18 protein-coding genes are annotated in these 19,710 nt (G+C 49.1%); 6 read left to right on the top strand and 12 right to left on the bottom strand.

The annotated features are described in order from the left end of the window. Nucleotides 1-106: 106 nt before the first annotated feature. Entirely contained in the window at nucleotides 107-2,803 is a 2,697-nt protein-coding gene (gene mgtA / locus QUF14_RS25615; RefSeq protein ID WP_000471876.1) for a magnesium-translocating P-type ATPase, read from the top strand. Nucleotides 2,804-3,040: 237 nt separating this feature from the next. Here the strand turns inward: mgtA and QUF14_RS25620 are convergent, their stop codons facing one another. The 7 genes from QUF14_RS25620 to bdcA form a co-directional block, all read right to left on the bottom strand. Beyond that, a complete protein-coding gene (locus QUF14_RS25620; protein ID WP_000399629.1) occupies nucleotides 3,041-4,021 on the bottom strand; it encodes an IS110-like element IS621 family transposase in 981 nt (326 codons plus the stop codon). 255 nt (nucleotides 4,022-4,276) lie between these two features. Then, on the bottom strand, nucleotides 4,277-4,663 hold the full coding sequence (gene ridA / locus QUF14_RS25625; RefSeq protein ID WP_000047539.1) for a 2-iminobutanoate/2-iminopropanoate deaminase: 387 nt from the start codon (nucleotides 4,661-4,663) through the stop codon (nucleotides 4,277-4,279). 72 nt (nucleotides 4,664-4,735) lie between these two features. Further along, a complete protein-coding gene (pyrI, locus tag QUF14_RS25630) occupies nucleotides 4,736-5,197 on the bottom strand; it encodes an aspartate carbamoyltransferase regulatory subunit (protein WP_000148577.1) in 462 nt (153 codons plus the stop codon). A gap of 12 nt (nucleotides 5,198-5,209) precedes the next feature. Then, the gene (gene pyrB, locus QUF14_RS25635; RefSeq protein ID WP_000013046.1) at nucleotides 5,210-6,145 is read right to left on the bottom strand and encodes an aspartate carbamoyltransferase; all 936 of its coding nucleotides are present in this window, start codon (nucleotides 6,143-6,145) and stop codon (nucleotides 5,210-5,212) included. 3 nt (nucleotides 6,146-6,148) lie between these two features. Beyond that, on the bottom strand, nucleotides 6,149-6,283 hold the full coding sequence (gene pyrL / locus QUF14_RS25640) for a pyr operon leader peptide (protein WP_001296693.1): 135 nt from the start codon (nucleotides 6,281-6,283) through the stop codon (nucleotides 6,149-6,151). Nucleotides 6,284-6,563: 280 nt separating this feature from the next. Further along, on the bottom strand, nucleotides 6,564-6,959 hold the full coding sequence (locus QUF14_RS25645) for a RidA family protein (protein WP_000230254.1): 396 nt from the start codon (nucleotides 6,957-6,959) through the stop codon (nucleotides 6,564-6,566). 130 nt (nucleotides 6,960-7,089) lie between these two features. After that, on the bottom strand, nucleotides 7,090-7,803 hold the full coding sequence (bdcA, locus tag QUF14_RS25650) for an SDR family oxidoreductase (protein ID WP_000500711.1): 714 nt from the start codon (nucleotides 7,801-7,803) through the stop codon (nucleotides 7,090-7,092). Between the two features lie 70 nt (nucleotides 7,804-7,873). Between bdcA and QUF14_RS25655 the strand changes: the two genes are divergently transcribed. The 3 genes from QUF14_RS25655 to QUF14_RS25665 all read left to right on the top strand — a co-directional run bounded on the left by QUF14_RS25655 (nucleotide 7,874) and on the right by QUF14_RS25665 (nucleotide 10,854). After that, entirely contained in the window at nucleotides 7,874-8,467 is a 594-nt protein-coding gene (locus tag QUF14_RS25655) for a TetR/AcrR family transcriptional regulator (RefSeq protein WP_000256677.1), read from the top strand. A gap of 144 nt (nucleotides 8,468-8,611) precedes the next feature. Next, entirely contained in the window at nucleotides 8,612-9,064 is a 453-nt protein-coding gene (gene tabA / locus QUF14_RS25660) for a toxin-antitoxin biofilm protein TabA (protein WP_001355110.1), read from the top strand. A 122-nt stretch (nucleotides 9,065-9,186) separates the two neighbouring features. Then, entirely contained in the window at nucleotides 9,187-10,854 is a 1,668-nt protein-coding gene (locus tag QUF14_RS25665) for a DNA-binding protein (RefSeq protein ID WP_100733713.1), read from the top strand. 57 nt (nucleotides 10,855-10,911) lie between these two features. On the opposite strand, the gene argF is transcribed toward QUF14_RS25665, so the two are convergent. Beyond that, the gene (gene argF / locus QUF14_RS25670; protein WP_000012907.1) at nucleotides 10,912-11,916 is read right to left on the bottom strand and encodes an ornithine carbamoyltransferase; all 1,005 of its coding nucleotides are present in this window, start codon (nucleotides 11,914-11,916) and stop codon (nucleotides 10,912-10,914) included. 161 nt (nucleotides 11,917-12,077) lie between these two features. Here argF and rraB point away from each other — a divergent pair, with 161 nt between their 5' ends. Beyond that, nucleotides 12,078-12,494: a ribonuclease E inhibitor RraB gene (gene rraB, locus QUF14_RS25675; RefSeq protein ID WP_000002959.1), complete on the top strand. Its 417-nt coding sequence runs from the start codon at nucleotides 12,078-12,080 to the stop codon at nucleotides 12,492-12,494. Nucleotides 12,495-12,638: 144 nt separating this feature from the next. On the opposite strand, the gene QUF14_RS25680 is transcribed toward rraB, so the two are convergent. Beyond that, nucleotides 12,639-13,142: a GNAT family N-acetyltransferase gene (locus tag QUF14_RS25680; protein ID WP_001059402.1), complete on the bottom strand. Its 504-nt coding sequence runs from the start codon at nucleotides 13,140-13,142 to the stop codon at nucleotides 12,639-12,641. A 192-nt stretch (nucleotides 13,143-13,334) separates the two neighbouring features. On the opposite strand from QUF14_RS25680, the gene QUF14_RS25685 reads away from it, so the two are divergent. Further along, nucleotides 13,335-14,531, top strand: a complete 1,197-nt coding sequence (locus QUF14_RS25685) for a YjgN family protein (protein WP_000079650.1) — start codon at nucleotides 13,335-13,337, stop codon at nucleotides 14,529-14,531. A gap of 53 nt (nucleotides 14,532-14,584) precedes the next feature. On the opposite strand, the gene valS is transcribed toward QUF14_RS25685, so the two are convergent. From valS to pepA, 3 genes are all read right to left on the bottom strand, one after another. Then, nucleotides 14,585-17,440, bottom strand: coding sequence for a valine--tRNA ligase (gene valS / locus QUF14_RS25690; RefSeq protein WP_100733714.1), 2,856 nt, complete (start codon nucleotides 17,438-17,440; stop codon nucleotides 14,585-14,587). Beyond that, nucleotides 17,440-17,883: a DNA polymerase III subunit chi gene (gene holC, locus QUF14_RS25695; RefSeq protein WP_000786397.1), complete on the bottom strand. Its 444-nt coding sequence runs from the start codon at nucleotides 17,881-17,883 to the stop codon at nucleotides 17,440-17,442. Before holC ends, valS begins: the two co-directional genes overlap by 1 nt. A 259-nt stretch (nucleotides 17,884-18,142) precedes the next feature. Beyond that, on the bottom strand, nucleotides 18,143-19,654 hold the full coding sequence (pepA, locus tag QUF14_RS25700) for a leucyl aminopeptidase (protein WP_000397144.1): 1,512 nt from the start codon (nucleotides 19,652-19,654) through the stop codon (nucleotides 18,143-18,145). Nucleotides 19,655-19,710: the final 56 nt, after the last annotated feature.

Consider the following 19,710-nt stretch of genomic DNA (forward strand, 5'->3'; position numbering starts at 1 on the left):
GCCATGACGTTTTAACGTCCCAGCTCAGCTTTATTACCTTCAGGTAAGGCTTCGCCACGCCTGAAGACATTTCTGCACTGTTTCAGTCAGTGCGGAGGGACTCCTTATGTTTAAAGAAATTTTTACCCGGCTCATTCGCCATTTACCTTCCCGTCTGGTTCATCGCGATCCATTGCCTGGCGCGCAGCAGACAGTGAATACGGCGGTCCCGCCGTCCTTAAGTGCGCATTGCCTGAAAATGGCGGTGATGCCAGAACAGGAATTATGGAAAACGTTCAATACCCATCCGGAAGGGTTAAATCAGGCGGAAGTGGAATCTGCCCGCGAACAACATGGTGAAAATAAATTACCCGCGCAACAACCGTCGCCGTGGTGGGTGCATTTATGGGTCTGCTATCGCAACCCCTTTAATATTTTGCTCACCATTCTCGGTGCTATTTCTTACGCCACGGAAGATTTATTTGCCGCAGGTGTTATCGCGCTAATGGTCGCTATTTCTACGTTGCTGAACTTTATTCAGGAAGCTCGTTCCACCAAAGCGGCAGATGCCCTGAAAGCGATGGTCAGTAATACCGCGACGGTACTGCGCGTAATTAACGATAAAGGTGAAAATGGCTGGCTGGAGATCCCGATAGACCAACTAGTGCCCGGCGATATTATAAAACTGGCGGCGGGGGATATGATCCCGGCAGATTTACGTATCTTGCAGGCGCGGGATCTGTTTGTCGCTCAGGCGTCGTTAACCGGTGAGTCTCTGCCCGTGGAAAAAGCTGCTACCACTCGCCAGCCGGAGCACAGCAATCCGCTGGAGTGCGACACCCTGTGTTTTATGGGCACCACCGTAGTGAGCGGCACGGCACAAGCAATGGTGATTGCTACAGGAGCCAACACCTGGTTTGGTCAACTGGCGGGGCGTGTTAGTGAGCAGGAAAGCGAGCCGAATGCCTTTCAGCAAGGGATTAGCCGCGTCAGTATGCTGCTGATTCGCTTTATGCTGGTGATGGCTCCGGTGGTGTTGCTGATCAACGGTTACACCAAAGGTGACTGGTGGGAAGCGGCACTGTTCGCACTTTCGGTCGCGGTAGGCTTAACGCCAGAAATGTTGCCGATGATTGTCACTTCGACGCTGGCGCGTGGTGCCGTAAAGCTGTCGAAACAGAAAGTGATCGTCAAACATCTGGATGCCATTCAGAACTTTGGCGCTATGGATATTCTGTGCACTGATAAAACCGGCACCCTGACGCAGGATAAAATTGTGCTGGAGAATCATACCGATATCTCCGGTAAAACCAGCGAACGCGTGCTGCATAGCGCGTGGTTGAACAGTCATTATCAGACCGGACTTAAAAACCTGCTTGATACAGCGGTGCTCGAAGGTACGGATGAAGAGTCAGCGCGCTCGCTGGCCAGTCGTTGGCAAAAAATTGATGAGATTCCGTTTGATTTCGAGCGTCGCCGGATGTCGGTGGTAGTGGCAGAGAATACCGAACATCATCAACTGGTTTGCAAAGGCGCATTGCAGGAAATCCTCAATGTGTGTTCGCAGGTGCGTCACAATGGCGAGATTGTGCCGCTTGATGACATCATACTGCGTAAGATTAAGCGCGTTACTGATACGCTGAATCGTCAGGGGCTGCGCGTGGTTGCGGTGGCGACGAAATACCTGCCAGCACGTGAAGGGGATTACCAGCGGGCGGATGAATCCGACCTGATCCTCGAAGGATATATTGCTTTCCTTGATCCGCCGAAAGAGACAACAGCTCCGGCTCTGAAGGCATTAAAAGCGAGTGGCATTACCGTGAAAATCCTTACTGGCGACAGTGAGTTAGTGGCGGCGAAAGTGTGCCATGAAGTGGGACTGGACGCGGGAGAGGTGGTCATTGGTAGTGATATTGAAACGCTATCTGACGACGAACTGGCAAATCTTGCACAGCGCACCACGCTGTTTGCTCGCCTGACGCCGATGCATAAAGAACGCATCGTGACCTTACTAAAGCGCGAAGGGCATGTGGTTGGCTTTATGGGCGATGGTATTAATGATGCGCCCGCCTTACGCGCTGCGGATATCGGCATTTCTGTGGATGGTGCGGTAGATATTGCCCGTGAAGCGGCTGATATCATCCTGCTGGAAAAAAGCCTGATGGTGCTGGAGGAGGGGGTTATTGAAGGACGCCGGACTTTCGCCAACATGCTGAAATACATAAAAATGACGGCGAGTTCTAACTTCGGTAATGTGTTCAGCGTGCTGGTGGCGAGTGCTTTCTTGCCCTTCCTGCCGATGCTGCCTTTACACTTACTGATCCAGAACCTGCTGTACGATGTGTCACAGGTGGCGATCCCGTTTGATAACGTCGACGACGAGCAAATTCAAAAGCCTCAGCGTTGGAATCCGGCGGATTTGGGGCGCTTTATGATCTTCTTCGGACCGATCAGCTCGATTTTCGATATTCTGACGTTTTGCCTGATGTGGTGGGTATTCCATGCCAACACGCCGGAAACGCAAACGCTGTTCCAGTCGGGCTGGTTTGTGGTGGGCTTACTGTCGCAAACGCTGATTGTGCATATGATCCGTACCCGTCGTGTACCGTTTATTCAGAGTTGTGCATCGTGGCCGTTAATGATCATGACCGTGATTGTGATGATAGTCGGGATCGCATTGCCTTTTTCACCGCTGGCCAGTTATCTGCAACTGCAGGCGCTGCCGTTAAGCTATTTCCCGTGGCTGGTTGCGATTCTGGCAGGGTATATGACGTTAACCCAGTTGGTGAAAGGGTTCTATAGCCGTCGTTACGGCTGGCAGTAAAGAATAAACTGGGCATGGTGGCCCGGATTCAGATTACAGACAAAGTGAGCTTTGTTCATGCCGGATGCGGCGAAAACGCCTTATCCGGCCTACTAAAACTCGCAAATTCAATAAATTGCAGGAATTACGTAGATACTGTTATGGCCTGCAAGTTTTTTTCTACCCTGGTTTCCCAGATTGCAGGCATGCCAGACACAGCGCCGTCAGGCGCTGTTTTTTTCATCCCTTCCGCGATTTTTACGCAGCTACCGGATTATGCCGTGACGCATCGAACGGTACGCCTGACTTCAGCACTCCATACGCCACCTGTGCCAGCTTGCGCATCATCGCGCCGAGAATCACTTTTCCTTTCTTGCCATTAGCCGCCAGACGGTCGCGGAACGCCCGTCCCCACTCAGTCTTACTGGTGGCTACCATTGCAGGCATATACAACGCCCTGCGAAGCGACACATGTCCGGCTTTACTCAACCGGCTTGCCCCTCTCACACTACTGCCTGATTCATAACGCCGTGGTGTCAGACCCGCAAAAGCGGCGAACTGTCTGGCATGGGCGAAGCGGTCCTTCAGACCGATATAAGCCAGTAATACCGCAGATGTTTTCTCTCCGATACCCGGGATACTTTCCAGCAGTTTCCTGCGGTGTTTCATATCCGGATCATCGTCTGTCAGGTCTTTTATCTGCTTCTCAAGACGCTTCAGCTCTGCTTCAAGCCACAGAAGGTGAGCATCAATGCTCGGTCTCTGGACTTCCCGCGCCGTTTCAGTGCGGTTCAGTTCCTGCGTGTGCATATCTGTCAGCGCCTGGTGGCGTACTACCAGGGCACGCAACGCGCGTTCAAGCGGGTGAGGCGCTTCCCAGGCTGCAGGGCGCTTCTGACGACAGAACTCTGCCAGCATGCGCGCATCCACGGTATCAGTCTTGTTACGCAGTCCTTCACTCTGAGCGAAAGCTTTACCCAACGCAGGATTAATGACTGACACTATGTAGCCTGCATCGTAAAGGCACTCTGCGACAGGTTCCATATAGGTGCCGGTCGCTTCGATGCAGATATGCGCATGGTCAATCTTGTGACCCTTCAGCCAGCTCACCAGCTCATCGTGCCCTTTAGTGGTGTTAGCGAATTTTTTGGTGCGATGACGACCATCAGGACGCAACACATCGACATCCAGTTTCTCTTTAGCGGTGTCGATACCGATATAATGAAGTTCATGTTCCATCGTGAAACCAACCTTGCAAATACGGATTACCGGGAAAACCGGTCCATGATACTGTCCGGTTTATCACTTTGGGAGAAAGGCAGTCCGCTGCATAAATCTACGCAACAGGTTGAAAACCTAAGGCCCGATACGGCATGCGGACTGCAGGCAGAGAAAACTGGCCGATTTTCTCTGCACAGGAGGGATAATACAAGGCCTGATAAGCGTAGCGCATCAGGCTTAATCCGGGCATGATAGCCCGGATTCCCATCAAGATTAGCGACGAACAGCGATCGCTTCGATCTCAATCTTCACGTCTTTCGGCAGACGGGCAACTTCAACGCAAGAACGCGCCGGGAAGGTGGCGTTGTGTTCGGTGAAGAAGGCTTCGTATGTAGCGTTTACGGTTGCGAAGTCGTTCAGATCTTTCACAAACACGGTGGTTTTAACGATATCGCCCACTTTCAGGCCAGCGGCTTCGACGATCGCTTTTACGTTATCCAGCGACTGACGTGCCTGTGCAGCGACGTCTGCCGGTACTTCGCCGGTTTTCGGGTTTACTGGGATCTGACCGGAGGTAATGATCATATTGCCCAGATCAACGCCCTGTACGTAAGGACCGATAGCTGCCGGTGCATTTTCCGTCGCGATAGTTTTGCTCATGATTTCTCCTTTATTACAGCGGTAAAAAGTCTGGCTCATTATAGGGAGCCAGACTTTTATTACCAACCGCAATTAATTGGCCAGCACCACATTATGGGAAAACTCTTTTTCACAGTATTTGCATTTGAGCGCGATGTCATTGGCGCGTTTTCGTACTGCAAAGCTGGAAGAAACCGGTTCGGCATGGCTGATACAGTTGCTGTTCGGGCAGACCAGCACATTGTCGATGTGCTCCGGCAGGCTGGGGCGCGATTTGCCCACCACTTCATAGTTGTCGATACGGTTAACCGTGGCTTGCGGCGCATACAATGCCAGTTGGTCTACCTGATCTTCACTCAAAAAGGTATTTTCGATTTTGATCAGATCTTTACGCCCCATCTCACCAGAAGGCAGATTCAGGCCGATGGTAATACGCTGATCTGTCTCGGTAAGCTTGAACAGACTCAACAGCTTAAAACCGATCTGGGCGGGGATATGGTCAATTACCGTGCCGCGTTTAATAGCTTCAACCTGCAATTTATTATCGTGTGTCATCTCTATTTCCCCTTACAGTACCAGATCGCGATTCAGAACCAGTGCCAGTAACGCCTGGCGAGCGAAAATCCCGTTGCCTGCTTGCTGGAAGTACCAGGCGTGAGGCGTTTTATCAACATCGGTGGCAATCTCATCAACGCGAGGCAGCGGATGCAGCACTTTCATATTGGCTTTGGCGTTGTGGAGATCGCTGGCGCGAAGAACAAACTGCGCTTTCACGTTGGCGTACTCGGACGGGTCCAGACGCTCTTTTTGCACGCGAGTCATATACAGAATGTCCACTTCCGCCATCACTTCTTCAATGGAGCTGTGCAGACTCCAGGCGATCCCTTTTTCATCGAGCATATCCAGGATGTATTGCGGCATTGCCAGCGCGTCCGGCGCGATGAAGTAAAAACGGTTGCCGTCGAACTTCGCTAACGCCTGGGTCAGGGAGTGAACGGTGCGGCCATATTTCAGGTCACCAACCATTGCGACGTGGAGATTGTCCAGACGCCCCTGGGTTTCCTGAATGGTGAACAGATCCAGTAAAGTTTGCGTCGGATGTTGGTTGGAGCCATCACCGGCATTCAGTACCGGTACATTGCCGGAAAACTCGGTGGCCAGACGCGCTGCACCTTCCTGCGGATGACGCATCACTATCGCATCGACGTAAGTGCTGATAACCGAAATGGTATCGGCCAGCGTTTCGCCCTTTTTACCCAGTGATGTATTGGCGCTGTCGGAGAAGCCCACCACGCTGGCACCCAGGCGGTGCATGGAAGTTTCGAAAGAGAGGCGGGTACGGGTAGAGGCTTCGAAGAAACAGCTGGCAATGACTTTGTGCTTCAACAGCTCTGGTTGCGGGTTTGCTTTCAGTTTCGCCGCTGTCGCCAGCACCAGATTAAGGTCATCGCGACTAAGGTCGTTTATGGAAATGATATGTTTCTGATATAGCGGATTAGCCATCTTTTATCTCCTGACGCCTGGGCAAAAAAAAGCCCCTCGATTGAGGGGCTGGGAATGGGTGATCAACGGGAAGAAAAACGGCAGGCCAGCGTCTTTTTTCAGACGTGGTAAGACAAAATGTCGAACACACTGAACCATACATCCTCCCGGCAAATTGTCCGGCATTATACTCATCGTCAGAAGCGGTGCAAGCATTTGATGCAATATTTTGTCTGCGCAAACGGTTTATTTGAATTATAAGTCAAAATATATGCATTTTTATTTGATGTGATTCTGGAGGAGAACTGTCGTTCGGTATCAATAATTGCAGACATTTCCTGCTTTTTTCTTTTTCACTTTCACGCAATCAGATATGCATTTTATTCCATTCATCCGACTTATAGGGCGGAGTGTGAAAACGAACGGCTAACACTATTGCTTACTGCGCAGGGATGCGCGCTATCACTTTAATTTCAAAATCAAAGCCTGCCAGCCAGGTAACACCCACCGCCGTCCAATTTGGGTAAGGTGGGGCGCTAAATATTTCATTTTTGACTGTCATGATGTCTTCAAATTGTTTTTCCGGATCGGTATGAAAGCTCGTCACATCAATGATATCGTCAAAAGTGCATCCCGCAGCTGCCAGGGTCGCATGCAAATTATCAAATGCCAGTCTGACTTGTTGCTGAAAATCGGGTTCAGGTGTTCCGTCTTCTCGACTTCCTACTTGCCCGGAAACAAACAGCAAATCGCCGGAACGGATAGCCGCAGAATAACGATGTTCAGCATACAGTGAATGTCGGCCAGCAGGGAAAACAGCGTTTCTTTCTACCATTTGGTTATCCTCAAGATTTACGACATGAACAGAAGATTTATATTTACCGGGAGCCGCTTTTAGGGGACGACGTGAGTAAACAAAACCCAGACATCATGGATAATGGCTGGGCTTAATTGAGCGTAGTCGGTTATGCGCCAAACGCGCCATCAATGGTATGCATCGCACCGGTAACAAAACTGGCTTCTGGCCCTGCTAACCATGCGACCATACCAGCGACCTCTTCCGGTTGCCCATGTCTTTTGATAGCCATAAAACCATGCAACATATCGCGCATTGGCCCGTTGGCGGGATTCGCGTCGGTATCAATTGGCCCTGGCTGGACGACGTTGATGGTGATCCCACGCGGTCCAAAATCACGGGCCAGCCCGCGCGCCATACCTTGCAGGGCAGATTTACTGGCGGCATAAGCAGCCATGCCTGCAACAGGCATACGATCGCCATTCACGGAGCCGATGATTAAGATGCGCCCGCCTTCGGGCATCTGCCGGGCGGCTTCAACAGAGGCATGGTAAGGAGCATGAATATTGATTTTGAAAAGGCGATCAATATCGTCGGCATTTAATTCCAGGGCATCGCCAAAGACGCCAATACCTGCATTTACCACCAGGATATCCAATGCACCGCTCTTACGAACGACATCAATGACAGCGTCTCTGTCAGCACTATCTGTGAATACTGCTGTCGCTCCCGTCTCTTGTGCCAGGCGTTCAGCGGCATCTTTCGACCCCGCATAGGTGAATCGTACATTGGCCCCATCGGTGACGAAACGACGTACGATAGCAGCACCGATTCCACGACTGCCACCGAGGATGAGAACTGTCTTACCTGTAAAAGCGCCCATAAGGACTCCTTGATTTATTATGTAACATGCATTACAAAACTGTTTTAACTTTCTGTCAACAAGTTTTGTAATGGTCACTAAAAAACAATCTCGCGTTCCAGGTCGTCCCAGACGTTTCGCTCCTGAGCAGGCAGTCTCTGCGGCAAAAGTGCTTTTTCACCAAAAAGGTTTCGATGCTGTCAGTGTTGCTGAAGTTACTGATTATCTTGGTATTAACCCCCCGAGCCTCTACGCGGCTTTTGGCAGTAAGGCTGGGTTATTTAGCCGTGTACTCAATGAATATGTCGGTACGGAAGCTATTCCGCTTGCCGATATTCTTCGTGATGATCGTCCGGTAGGCGAGTGCCTGGTTGAGGTATTAAAAGAAGCGGCGCGCAGATATAGCCAAAACGGCGGCTGCGCTGGCTGTATGGTTCTTGAAGGTATTCATAGTCATGATCCACAAGCGCGTGGTATTGCCGTTCAATATTATCACGCCGCAGAAACAACCATTTATGACTATATCGCAAGGCGGCATCCACAAAGCGCACAATGTGTGACTGATTTTATGAGTACCGTGATGTCTGGGCTTTCTGCGAAGGCACGAGAGGGGCACTCCATCGAACAACTCTGTGCAACAGCTGCCCTGGCGGGGGAAGCGATAAAAACTCTTCTCAAGGAGTGATGCTGGCCTTGATCCGAAAGGCGGGAACGCGCCTGCCGATAAGTTGTGATAAGACAATAATTCACGCGTTAAGGCTGGCGGAATTGATCATCTTTTCGTATAACGATAGAAATGAAACATTGTTTTAATTAAGGAGTGGAAAAGATGATCATCGGAAATATTCATAATCTTCAGCCGTGGCTACCCCAGGAGTTACGCCAGGCGATTGAGCATATCAAAGCAAACGTTACGGCAGAAACGCCCAAGGGCAAGCACGATATCGAAGGCAATCGTCTGTTTTATCTTATCTCGGAAGATATGACCGAGCCGTACGAAGCTCGCCGTGCGGAGTACCATGCCCGCTATCTCGACATTCAGATTGTGTTAAAAGGTCAGGAAGGCATGACCTTCAGCACGCAACCTGCAGGCACCCCGGATACCGACTGGTTAGCAGACAAAGACATCGCATTTTTGCCGGAAGGCGTTGATGAGAAAAAAGTTATCCTTAATGAAGGTGATTTTGTTGTGTTTTATCCGGGGGAAGTGCATAAACCGCTGTGCGCAGTGGGCGCGCCAGCCCAGGTTCGCAAAGCAGTAGTGAAGATGCTGATGGCGTGATGACTTTTCGCCGTAAATAACTCCAGGTTTACGGCGAGTTTGTGAAAAGAGCGTTTTTTGATATTTTTTTGTGAGTAAAATTTGTAATGCTTAGACGTTCTTATTAACTCAAGGAGTTCGTCATGAGCAAAATATCAGATTTGAATTATTCTCAACACATTACATTAGCCGACAATTTTAAACAAAAAAGTGAAGTTTTAAATACCTGGCGTGTTGGAATGAATAATTTTGCCCGTAATGCCGAGGGGCAGGATAATACAAGAAATATCCTTGATCCTAAGACATTTTTGGAGTTTTTGGTAAAAATATTTACCCTGGGTTATGTGGATTTTAGCAAACGCTCCAACGAAGCGGGAAGAAATATGATGGCTCATATTGAGTCCTCATCTTATATCAAAAATAATGATGGCAGTGAGATAATGAAGTTTGTTATGAATAATCCTGAAGGGGAACGAGCGGATTTATCTAAGGTGGAAATAGAAATTACACTTTCCACTATCACTACTATGGGAACTCGTCAAGGACATACGGCTATTATATTTCAACAACCTGATGGTTCGACTAATCGTTATGAAGGAAAGTCCTTTGAAAGAAAAGATGAGAGTTCATTACACCTGATTACTAACAAGATTCTGGCGTGTTACCAACGCGAAGCTAACAAGGAAATAGCTCGTCTATTAAATATTCCGCAGGAGTTAAATAATTCTCATGGCTTAAATAACTCGCAGGTGAGTTGTAAAGGTTCAGTTGATTCTACGATTACGGATTTATTAGAAAAACCATTGAATAATGCATTATTAGCAATAAGGAAAGAACATCTGCTATTAATGCCTTATGTATGTAATGAATCGATTTCATACTTGCTGGGTAAAAAAGGGATACTGAAAGAAATAGATGACCTTAACGTATTAAATAATTATATTATTAATAATAAAAAAGCTACTGACAATGAAATTAATGACATCAAAGTTAACCTGTCTCATATTCTTATTGATTCCTTAGATGATGCAAAAGTTAACCTTACACCGGTCATCGATTCGATTCTGGAGACTTTTTTAAAATCCCCATATATTGATGATGTAAGAATACTGGATTGGTGTTTTAATAAAAGCATGCAATATTTTGGTGATTCTGCAAAGATAAAGCATGCATGCTCTGTGATAAATCATATTGATTTTAGCCGCGATCAATCTAAAGATTTTAGCTGCGATCAATCTAAAATTAAAATAGCTGAGACCTTATTTTTCAATCTCGATAAAGAACCCTATAAAAATAGCCGTAAATTACAGGAATTGATTTGGGATAAGTTGGTTGCATATGTCAATGATTTTAACTTAAGCAATCAAGAAAAATCACGCTTAATACTAAAGTTATTTGATGATGTTAAGTTGCTATTTAATGAAGTGCCTGTCAGCATTTTAGTAAATGATATTATTTTGAAGGGTTTTTTCATGAAGCAACCTGATTTTGCTAAGTGGTACTTCTATCAATTACTTAAGTGTTATGAGGGCGAACAGCTGTATCTTAATGAGTTAGGATATGTTTATGGTGATGAAGAAAAAACAAAAGAAATTGTAAATAAATTTCCGGGTTATGTCGTTAAGATTTTTGAAGAAAAGATGGTTAATGAATTAAAAATTAGAACAAGAATGATGGAAGTCCTCCGGGATGGGAAAATCAATATATATAATTATATTAATGAAAAACAGTTAGAAAAATTAAATCCTCCGGAAAATTTACGAACAGTAATAGAAAAATGGGGGTGGAAGAATAGAACTCACACTGCATAAAATAATATGATGCCGGGATATTTTTTGTATTTCCCGGCATCTTTATAGAGATGTCAATTATTTACTGAGCGTCGCGACCATCACCGCTTTGATGGTATGCATGCGGTTTTCCGCCTGATCAAATACAATGCTGGCGGCAGATTCGAAGACCTCATCAGTCACTTCCATTCCGCCATGTAGGCCAAACTCTTCCGCCATTTTTTTGCCAAGCGTCGTTTGGTCGTCATGAAACGCGGGCAGGCAGTGGAGGAATTTGACCTCCGGGTTACCGGTCAACTGCATCATCTTGCTGTTCACCTGATAATCACGCAGTAATGCAATGCGTTCAGCCCATTTTTCTTTTGCTTCACCCATCGACACCCATACATCGGTATAGATAAAGTCAGCACCTTCAACTCCTTTAGCTACATCTTCCGTCAGCGTAATATTCCCGCCATTTTGTTGTGCCAGGGCGCGGCATTCCGTAACCAGCGCAGCTTCTGGCCAGCACGCCTGTGGCGCGACCAGACGCAAATCCAGACCGGTAAGCGCTGCAGCTTCGAGCATCGAATTGCCCATGTTGTTACGTGCGTCACCTGCATAGACCAGCGTCATTTCGTTGAACGCTTTGCCGGGCAAATGCTCCTGCATGGTGAGGAGATCCGCCAGCAGCTGCGTGGGGTGAAACTCATTGGTCAGGCCGTTCCATACCGGCACGCCAGCGTATTCCGCCAGTGTTTCGACAATCTCCTGACCATAGCCGCGATACTGAATACCGTCATACATGCGACCAAGCACGCGGGCAGTGTCTTTAATCGACTCTTTATGACCAATTTGGCTGCCGCTTGGACCGAGATAAGTAACGCGAGCACCCTGGTCATATGCGGCAACTTCGAAAGAGCATCGGGTACGGGTCGAGTCTTTTTCGAAGATGAGCGCGATGTTTTTACCAGTGAGTTTGGCTTCTTCTTTACCGCTTTTCTTATCGGCTTTCAGCTTCGCGGCTAACTGCAGCAGGCTGTTAAGTTCAGCTGGCGTGAAATCGAGTAATTTCAGGAAATGCTTATGATAAAACCCGGACATAGATCCCTCCTGTGGCTAACGCCTAAATGAATTAAAATTCAATTTATATGTATGGTTATTCATTTGCAAGTCTAAAGCATAAATCTTTATCACAAAGGTGGAGGCAATGTCAGTGGTGTGTGACAATAAGAGTATCGGCAGGACATTAAGAGGAATGAGCCATGGCAAACCCGGAACAACTGGAAGAACAGCGTGAAGAAACACGTTTAATTATTGAAGAATTACTGGAAGATGGCAGCGATCCAGATGCGCTGTACACCATTGAGCACCATCTTTCCGCAGACGACCTTGAAACGCTGGAGAAAGCAGCGGTAGAAGCGTTTAAACTCGGATATGAAGTCACCGATCCGGAAGAACTGGAAGTAGAGGATGGTGATGTGGTGATTTGCTGCGACATCCTCAGCGAGTGCGCGTTGAATGCCGATCTGATCGATGCCCAGGTTGAACAACTGATGACGCTGGCAGAGAAATTTGACGTTGAGTACGACGGTTGGGGCACTTACTTTGAAGATCCTAACGGCGAAGATGGCGACGATGAAGATTTTGTCGATGAAGACGATGACGGAGTTCGCCACTAATTAAGCGTAGCGCATCAGGCCCAGGTAGTTCCTGCAACCTGGTGAATTTGTTGCCCGGATAAGGCATTCATGTCACATCCGGCATAAACAAAACGTACGTTGTTAATGTTCGAATGCCCGCGAGTTGAACACGCGGGCATTTTTTTAGAGTTCGCGCAACATCCGCACTTCACAATCGACATGGCCCGTGCAGCCAAGCGCATAGTCGATATGCTCAAAGCCCAAATGCTCATAAAGCGCAATGGCTTCCTTTAAAAAAGCTGTCGTTTCCAGATAGCAGCGTTTGAAACCCATCTCTCGCGCCTGCTCCATCGCCATTAAGGCCAGTTTTTTTGCCAGCCCTTTGCCGCGGATAGCCGGAAGAAAATACATCTTTTGCAGTTCGCAAATGTCCGACTCACTCCCGGTTAATGGCGCTATCCCACCGCCGCCGACCACTTCACCCTCGTACTCAACTACCCAATATGCATGGCCAGGCTGACTATACACTTGATACAGCTCGTCAAGATTCGGATCGGCGACGGTGTAGCCTTTATCAGCGGTAAGACCGTATTCGGCGGATACCTGACGAATGACGCGGGCGATAGCAGGATTATCCTGCAGCGTCAGGCGACGCATTACAGGTGATTGCGGCGCAATGTTATTCATAGTTTAACCCAATAAAAATAAAGTAATTATACATTTGTTTAATACCACTCTCTTCTTACGTGCGCAAGCGACTTATAAAGTAATAAAGTTTTTGCCAGCCTATTACTGATAAGAGTATTGTAACGTGGCAGAACATTTTACTGTCTGTATATATAAGTTATATCAATGGATTTTTTAATTCAGGGATTTTTTATGGCTCAAGTTATTAATGAAATGGATGTTCCGTCCCATTCGTTTGTTTTTCATGGTACAGGTGAGAGGTATTTTCTTATTTGTGTGGTGAATGTGTTGTTAACGATTATAACGTTAGGTATCTATTTACCATGGGCATTAATGAAATGTAAGCGTTATCTTTATGCTAATATGGAAGTTAACGGACAACGATTTTCTTATGGAATTACCGGTGGGAATGTTTTTGTTAGTTGTCTTGTTTTTGTTTTTTTCTATTTCGCAATCTTAATGACAGTGTCAGCAGATATGCCGCTTGTTGGTTGTGTTTTGACTTTGTTACTGTTGGTTTTGCTTATATTTATGGCAGCAAAAGGACTGCGTCATCAGGCCTTAATGACCAGTCTCAACGGCGTAAGATTTAGTTTTAATTGCTCTATGAAAGGGTTCTGGTGGGTGACCTTTTTCTTGCCGATTTTAATGGCCGTTGGGATGGGGACTGTTTTCTTTATCTCGACAAAGATGCTACATGCCAATAGTTCAAGTAGTGTTATTATATCTATGGTTCTGATGGCAATAGTTGGTATTGTTTCCATTGGTATTTTTAATGGTACTTTATATAGTCTGGTAATGAGTTTTCTCTGGAGCAATACCAGTTTCGGTATACATCGTTTCAAGGTGAAATTAGATACTACGTATTGTATAAAATATGCCATTCTCGCATTTTTAGCTTTATTGCCTTTTCTCGCTGTTGCTGGTTATATTATCTTCGATCAAATATTAAATGCGTATGATAGTTCTGTATATGCAAATGATGACATTGAGAATTTACAGCAATTTATGGAAATGCAACGTAAAATGATAATCGCGCAGTTAATCTATTATTTTGGGATTGCTGTTAGCACCAGTTATTTAACGGTGTCGTTGCGAAACCATTTTATGAGCAACCTATCACTGAATGATGGGCGTATTCGTTTTCGCTCAACTTTAACGTACCACGGTATGCTTTATCGCATGTGTGCGTTGGTGGTGATATCCGGGATTACGGGCGGTCTGGCTTATCCACTGTTGAAAATATGGATGATTGACTGGCAGGCAAAAAATACGTATTTGCTGGGCGATTTGGATGACCTTCCTTTAATCAATAAAGAAGAACAACCAGATAAAGGCTTCTTAGCCAGTATTTCTCGGGGAGTTATGCCTTCTTTACCATTTCTGTAAGAGATAAAAAAGGCCGGAGCATGCTCCGGCCTTCGTTTTCATCACGGTGTTGATTACAGCGCGGCGATAACAGCCTGCTGCTCAATCAGTTTCGCTTTCGCTTCCGCATAGCCTTCCAGCTTCTCACGCTCTTTCGCGATGACCGCTTCCGGTGCGCGGGCGACAAAGCCTTCGTTCGCCAGTTTGTTCTCGATACGGCTGATTTCACCTTCAATCTTCGCCACTTCTTTCGCCAGACGCGCCAGCTCATCTTCTTTGTTGATGAGGCCAGCCATCGGGATCAGCAGCTCTGCACCGTCGATGATCTTCGTAACGGAAACCGGACCTTTGTCATCGGCAGGCAGCACGGTGATGCTTTCCAGACGCGCCAGCGTTTGCAGGAAGCCACGGTTTTCATTTACGCGACGTTCTGCATCCGCGCTGCAACCACGCAGCAGCAGCTCCAGCGGTTTACCCGGTGCGATGTTCATTTCTGCACGGATGTTACGTACCGCAACGATCGCCTGCTTCAGCCACTCGGTGTCGGCCAGTGCGGCTTCATCAACCTGAGATGCATCATACTGCGGGAACGGTTGCAGCATGATGGTGTCGGCAGTGATACCGCAAAGTACTTTCACACGCTGCCAGATGGTTTCGGTGATGAACGGAATGATCGGATGCGCGAGGCGCAGCAGACCTTCCAGTACAGTCACCAGCGTATGGCGAGTACCGCGCAGTTCTGCTTCGGTGCCACCGTTCATTACCGGCTTGGTCAGCTCCAGATACCAGTCACAGAACTGGTTCCAGGTGAATTCATACAGAATGCCTGCGGCGATATCGAAGCGGAAGCTGTCCAGCGCTTCGCGGTACGCTTTAATGGTCTGATTGAACTCCGCCAGAATCCAGCGGTCCGCCAGCGACAGCGTCATTTCGCCGCCGTTGAAGCCGCAATCCTGACCTTCTGTGTTCATCAGCACAAAGCGGCTGGCGTTCCACAGCTTGTTACAGAAGTTACGGTAACCTTCCAGACGCTTCATATCCCAGTTGATGTCACGACCGGTAGAAGCGAGTGCGGCCAGGGTAAAGCGCAGGGCATCAGTGCCGTGGGGCTCAATGCCGTTCGGGAACTGCTTCTCGGTGCGCTTACGGATTTTGTCCGCCAGCTGCGGCTGCATCATATTGCCGGTACGTTTTTCCAGCAGTTCCGGCAGAGAAATTCCATCAACCATATCCAGCGGGTCGATAACGTTACCCTTGGATTTGGACATCTTCTGGCCTTCGTCATCACGAATCAGGCCGGTCATGTAAACGGTGTGGAACGGCACCTGCGGTTTGCCATTTTCATCTTTGATGAAGTGCATGGTCATCATGATCATGCGGGCAATCCAGAAGAAGATGATGTCGAAGCCGGATACCATCACGCTGGTTGGGTGGAACTGGCGCAGTGCGTCGGTGTTTTCCGGCCAGCCGAGCGTGGAGAAGGTCCACAGCGCGGAGGAGAACCAGGTGTCGAGAACGTCTTCGTCCTGACGCAGGGCAACGTCGGCACCGAGGTTATTTTCTTTACGCACTTCGTCTTCGTTGCGGCCAACATAAACGTTACCCGCTTCGTCGTACCATGCCGGGATACGGTGACCCCACCACAGCTGACGAGAGATACACCAGTCCTGAATATCGCGCATCCAGGAGAAGTACATGTTTTCGTACTGCTTCGGTACGAACTGAATGTCGCCGTTCTCAACCGCTTCAACTGCCGGTTTCGCCAGTACATCGGCACGCACGTACCACTGGTCGGTCAGCATCGGTTCGATAACTACGCCGCCACGGTCGCCGTAAGGAACGGTCAGGTTGTGCGGTTTAATTTCTTCCAGCAGGCCGAGTGCATCAACCGCAGCAACGACTGCTTTACGCGCGGCAAAACGCTCCAGTTTCTGGAACTCTGCCGGGATCTCGCTGGAATAAACGTCAGATTCGTTACCTTTAGTATCGAACACCTGGGCGCTTTCACGGATATCACCGTCAAAGGTCAGGATGTTGATCATCGGCAGGGCGTGACGTTTACCGACTTCATAGTCGTTAAAGTCGTGCGCCGGAGTGATCTTCACGCAGCCGGTGCCTTTTTCCATATCGGCGTGTTCGTCGCCAACAATCGGAATACGACGGTTAACCAGCGGCAGAATGACATATTTGCCAATCAGATCTTTGTAACGCGGATCTTCCGGGTTAACGGCCACGCCGGTATCGCCCAGCAGGGTTTCCGGACGGGTAGTCGCAACCACCAGATAATCTTTACCGTCTGCTGTTTTCGCGCCATCAGCCAGCGGATAGCGGATGTGCCACATCGAACCTTTCGATTCGCGGTTTTCCACTTCCAGGTCAGAGATAGCGGTACGCAGTTTCGGGTCCCAGTTTACCAGGCGTTTACCACGGTAAATCAGGTCTTCTTTATACAGACGAACGAAAACTTCTTTCACCGCATTGGACAGGCCTTCGTCCATGGTGAAGCGTTCACGCTCCCAGTCGACGGAGTTGCCGAGACGGCGCATCTGACGGGTAATGGTGCCGCCGGATTCCGCTTTCCATTCCCAGATTTTGTCGATGAAAGCTTCGCGGCCGTAGTCGTGACGGGTTTTACCTTCTTCTGCGGCAATCTTGCGCTCAACGACCATCTGGGTAGCGATCCCTGCGTGGTCAGTACCGACCTGCCACAGGGTGTTTTTGCCCTGCATACGCTGATAGCGGATCATGGTATCCATGATGGTTTGCTGGAAGGCGTGACCCATATGCAAACTGCCGGTGACGTTCGGCGGCGGGATCATGATGCAGAAACTTTCCTGGCTTTCATCGCCATTAGGCTTAAAGTAGCCCTGCTTTTCCCAGTGCTCGTAAAGCGGCTGTTCGATATCTTGTGGGTTGTATGTCTTTTCCATTATTTCCAGGTTGCCGTATTCAGGTTGAAACCAGCCACGCGGTAGGCTTTATAGCGTTCGCGCGCCAGTTGTTTCAGAGAATCTTCATAAGGAACGAAGTCTACCACTTCTGTGAAAGCGGTGGCAAAATCTGCAAAGCTTGTTCGCAGACTAATCAATATATCGCGCGGGTTGCTGCTACGCTTTTGTGGCCAGGCGATCTCCACCGGTGCACCGCCGCGCGGTCCTTCTCCCGCTAAATTATGCGGAACAAAGCTTTCTGCCGGACGCGCCCACAGGGCTTCATCCAGTCGGTAAGCCTGCTTTTCATCTTCACAGGCGATGAGTACGCGCTTACCGCTGCGCCAACGTTCTGCGGCAATTTCGCACACCAGCTGCTCAACGGCGCTTAAGCCATCGACGGTGGTGTCATTGTCCAGAAGGTAGAACGTTGCGTTTTTCATAAATGGGGCTTCTTGTGGTGGATTTAAATACACATCAGATAAACGCCGAATTGCCTGATGCGACGCTGTCGCGTCTTATCAGGCCTACGGGTCCGGTACTCTGTGTAGGTCGGATAAGGCATTCACGCCGCATCCGACAATAACAACATTGCCAGATGCGACGCTGTCGCGTCTTATCAGGCCTACGGGTCCGGTGCTCTGTGTCGGTCGGATAAGGCGTTCACGCCGCATCCGACAATAACAACACAGCCTGATGCAATTACTCTTCGCCGTTAAACCCGGCGCGGTTGAGCAGGAACTGTGCCAGCAACGCCACCGGGCGGCCGGTTGCGCCTTTCGCTTTACCAGAACGCCAGGCGGTTCCGGCGATATCCAGGTGTGCCCAGTTGTACTTACGGGTAAAGCGCGACAGGAAGCAACCTGCGGTAATCGCCCCACCAGGACGACCGCCAATGTTCGCCATATCGGCAAAATTGGACTCCAGCTGTTCCTGATACTCGTCACCCAGCGGCAAACGCCATGCGCGGTCACCGGATTGTTCAGACGCGGCAATCAGCTCATGGGCCAGCGGATTGTGGTTCGCCATCAGACCGGTAATATGATGGCCTAGCGCGATAACGCAGGCACCGGTCAGCGTCGCCACGTCAATCACCGCTTCCGGCTCAAAACGCTCAACGTAAGTTAACACGTCGCACAGTACCAGACGGCCTTCGGCGTCGGTGTTCAGCACTTCAACGGTTTGACCGGACATGGTGGTTAACACATCGCCCGGACGATAGGCTCGGCCGCCAGGCATGTTTTCGCAACCTGCCAGCACGCCGATAACGTTAATCGGCAGTTGCAGCTCCGCGACCATACGCATCACGCCGTAAACCGCCGCCGCGCCGCACATATCGTACTTCATCTCATCCATGCCTTCTGAAGGCTTGATGGAGATACCGCCGGAGTCGAAGGTCAAACCTTTACCTACCAGCACGATTGGGCGTGCATCTTCCGACGCGTTGCCTTTGTACTCAATCACCGACATCAGCGATTCGTTTTGCGAACCCTGACCAACCGCCAGATAAGAGTGCATCCCCAGCTCTTTCATCTGCTGTTCGCCGATAACGCGGGTGATGACATTCTTGCTGTAGCTGTCAGCCAACTGGCGCGCCTGAGAGGCGAGGTAAGCGGCATTACAGATATTCGGCGGCATATTGCCGAGATCTTTTGCTGCTTTAATCCCGGCGGCAATCGCCAGACCGTGTTGGATCGCGCGCTCGCCGCTGGTCAGTTCACGGCGGGTCGGCACGTTGAAGACCATCTTACGCAGCGGGCGACGCGGCTCGCTCTTATTCGTTTTCAACTGATCAAAGCTGTAGAGCGTCTCTTTTGCCGTCTCGACAGCCTGACGCACTTTCCAGTAGTTGTTACGGCCTTTAACGTGCAGTTCAGTCAGAAAGCAGACCGCTTCCATCGAGCCAGTATCATTCAGCGTATTAATGGTTTTCTGAATAACCTGCTTGTACTGACGCTCATCCAGCTCACGTTCTTTGCCGCAACCAATAAGGAGGATGCGTTCAGAAAGCACGTTTGGCACATGGTGCAGCAACAGTGTCTGCCCCGGTTTTCCTTCCAGTTCGCCCCGACGTAGCAGGGCGCTGATGTACCCATCGCTGATTTTATCGAGCTGTTCTGCAATCGGAGAAAGGCGACGTGGTTCGAAGACGCCCACGACGATGCAGGCACTCCGCTGTTTCTCCGGGCTACCGCTTTTTACACTAAACTCCATGCACTACGCTCCTGAATCTTAAAGACAACGGCGGTGGCTACAGATAGAATTGCAAG

Source organism: Escherichia sp. HH091_1A, from assembly GCF_030295175.1.
GTDB classification, from domain to species: domain Bacteria; phylum Pseudomonadota; class Gammaproteobacteria; order Enterobacterales; family Enterobacteriaceae; genus Escherichia; species Escherichia coli_F.

What these genes read in the sequence shown, in the direction of transcription:
- QUF14_RS25665 (WP_100733713.1), top strand. Translation starts at nt 9,187, where the DNA reads ATGAGCAAAATATCAGATTTGAATTATTCTCAACACATTACATTAGCC.
- pyrI (WP_000148577.1), bottom strand. Translation starts at nt 5,197, where the DNA reads ATGACACACGATAATAAATTGCAGGTTGAAGCTATTAAACGCGGCACG.
- tabA (WP_001355110.1), top strand. Translation starts at nt 8,612, where the DNA reads ATGATCATCGGAAATATTCATAATCTTCAGCCGTGGCTACCCCAGGAG.
- rraB (WP_000002959.1), top strand. Translation starts at nt 12,078, where the DNA reads ATGGCAAACCCGGAACAACTGGAAGAACAGCGTGAAGAAACACGTTTA.
- pyrL (WP_001296693.1), bottom strand. Translation starts at nt 6,283, where the DNA reads ATGGTTCAGTGTGTTCGACATTTTGTCTTACCACGTCTGAAAAAAGAC.
- mgtA (WP_000471876.1), top strand. Translation starts at nt 107, where the DNA reads ATGTTTAAAGAAATTTTTACCCGGCTCATTCGCCATTTACCTTCCCGT.
- pepA (WP_000397144.1), bottom strand. Translation starts at nt 19,654, where the DNA reads ATGGAGTTTAGTGTAAAAAGCGGTAGCCCGGAGAAACAGCGGAGTGCC.
- bdcA (WP_000500711.1), bottom strand. Translation starts at nt 7,803, where the DNA reads ATGGGCGCTTTTACAGGTAAGACAGTTCTCATCCTCGGTGGCAGTCGT.
- QUF14_RS25680 (WP_001059402.1), bottom strand. Translation starts at nt 13,142, where the DNA reads ATGAATAACATTGCGCCGCAATCACCTGTAATGCGTCGCCTGACGCTG.
- QUF14_RS25655 (WP_000256677.1), top strand. Translation starts at nt 7,874, where the DNA reads ATGGTCACTAAAAAACAATCTCGCGTTCCAGGTCGTCCCAGACGTTTC.
- ridA (WP_000047539.1), bottom strand. Translation starts at nt 4,663, where the DNA reads ATGAGCAAAACTATCGCGACGGAAAATGCACCGGCAGCTATCGGTCCT.
- pyrB (WP_000013046.1), bottom strand. Translation starts at nt 6,145, where the DNA reads ATGGCTAATCCGCTATATCAGAAACATATCATTTCCATAAACGACCTT.
- holC (WP_000786397.1), bottom strand. Translation starts at nt 17,883, where the DNA reads ATGAAAAACGCAACGTTCTACCTTCTGGACAATGACACCACCGTCGAT.
- QUF14_RS25645 (WP_000230254.1), bottom strand. Translation starts at nt 6,959, where the DNA reads ATGGTAGAAAGAAACGCTGTTTTCCCTGCTGGCCGACATTCACTGTAT.
- valS (WP_100733714.1), bottom strand. Translation starts at nt 17,440, where the DNA reads ATGGAAAAGACATACAACCCACAAGATATCGAACAGCCGCTTTACGAG.
- QUF14_RS25685 (WP_000079650.1), top strand. Translation starts at nt 13,335, where the DNA reads ATGGCTCAAGTTATTAATGAAATGGATGTTCCGTCCCATTCGTTTGTT.
- QUF14_RS25620 (WP_000399629.1), bottom strand. Translation starts at nt 4,021, where the DNA reads ATGGAACATGAACTTCATTATATCGGTATCGACACCGCTAAAGAGAAA.
- argF (WP_000012907.1), bottom strand. Translation starts at nt 11,916, where the DNA reads ATGTCCGGGTTTTATCATAAGCATTTCCTGAAATTACTCGATTTCACG.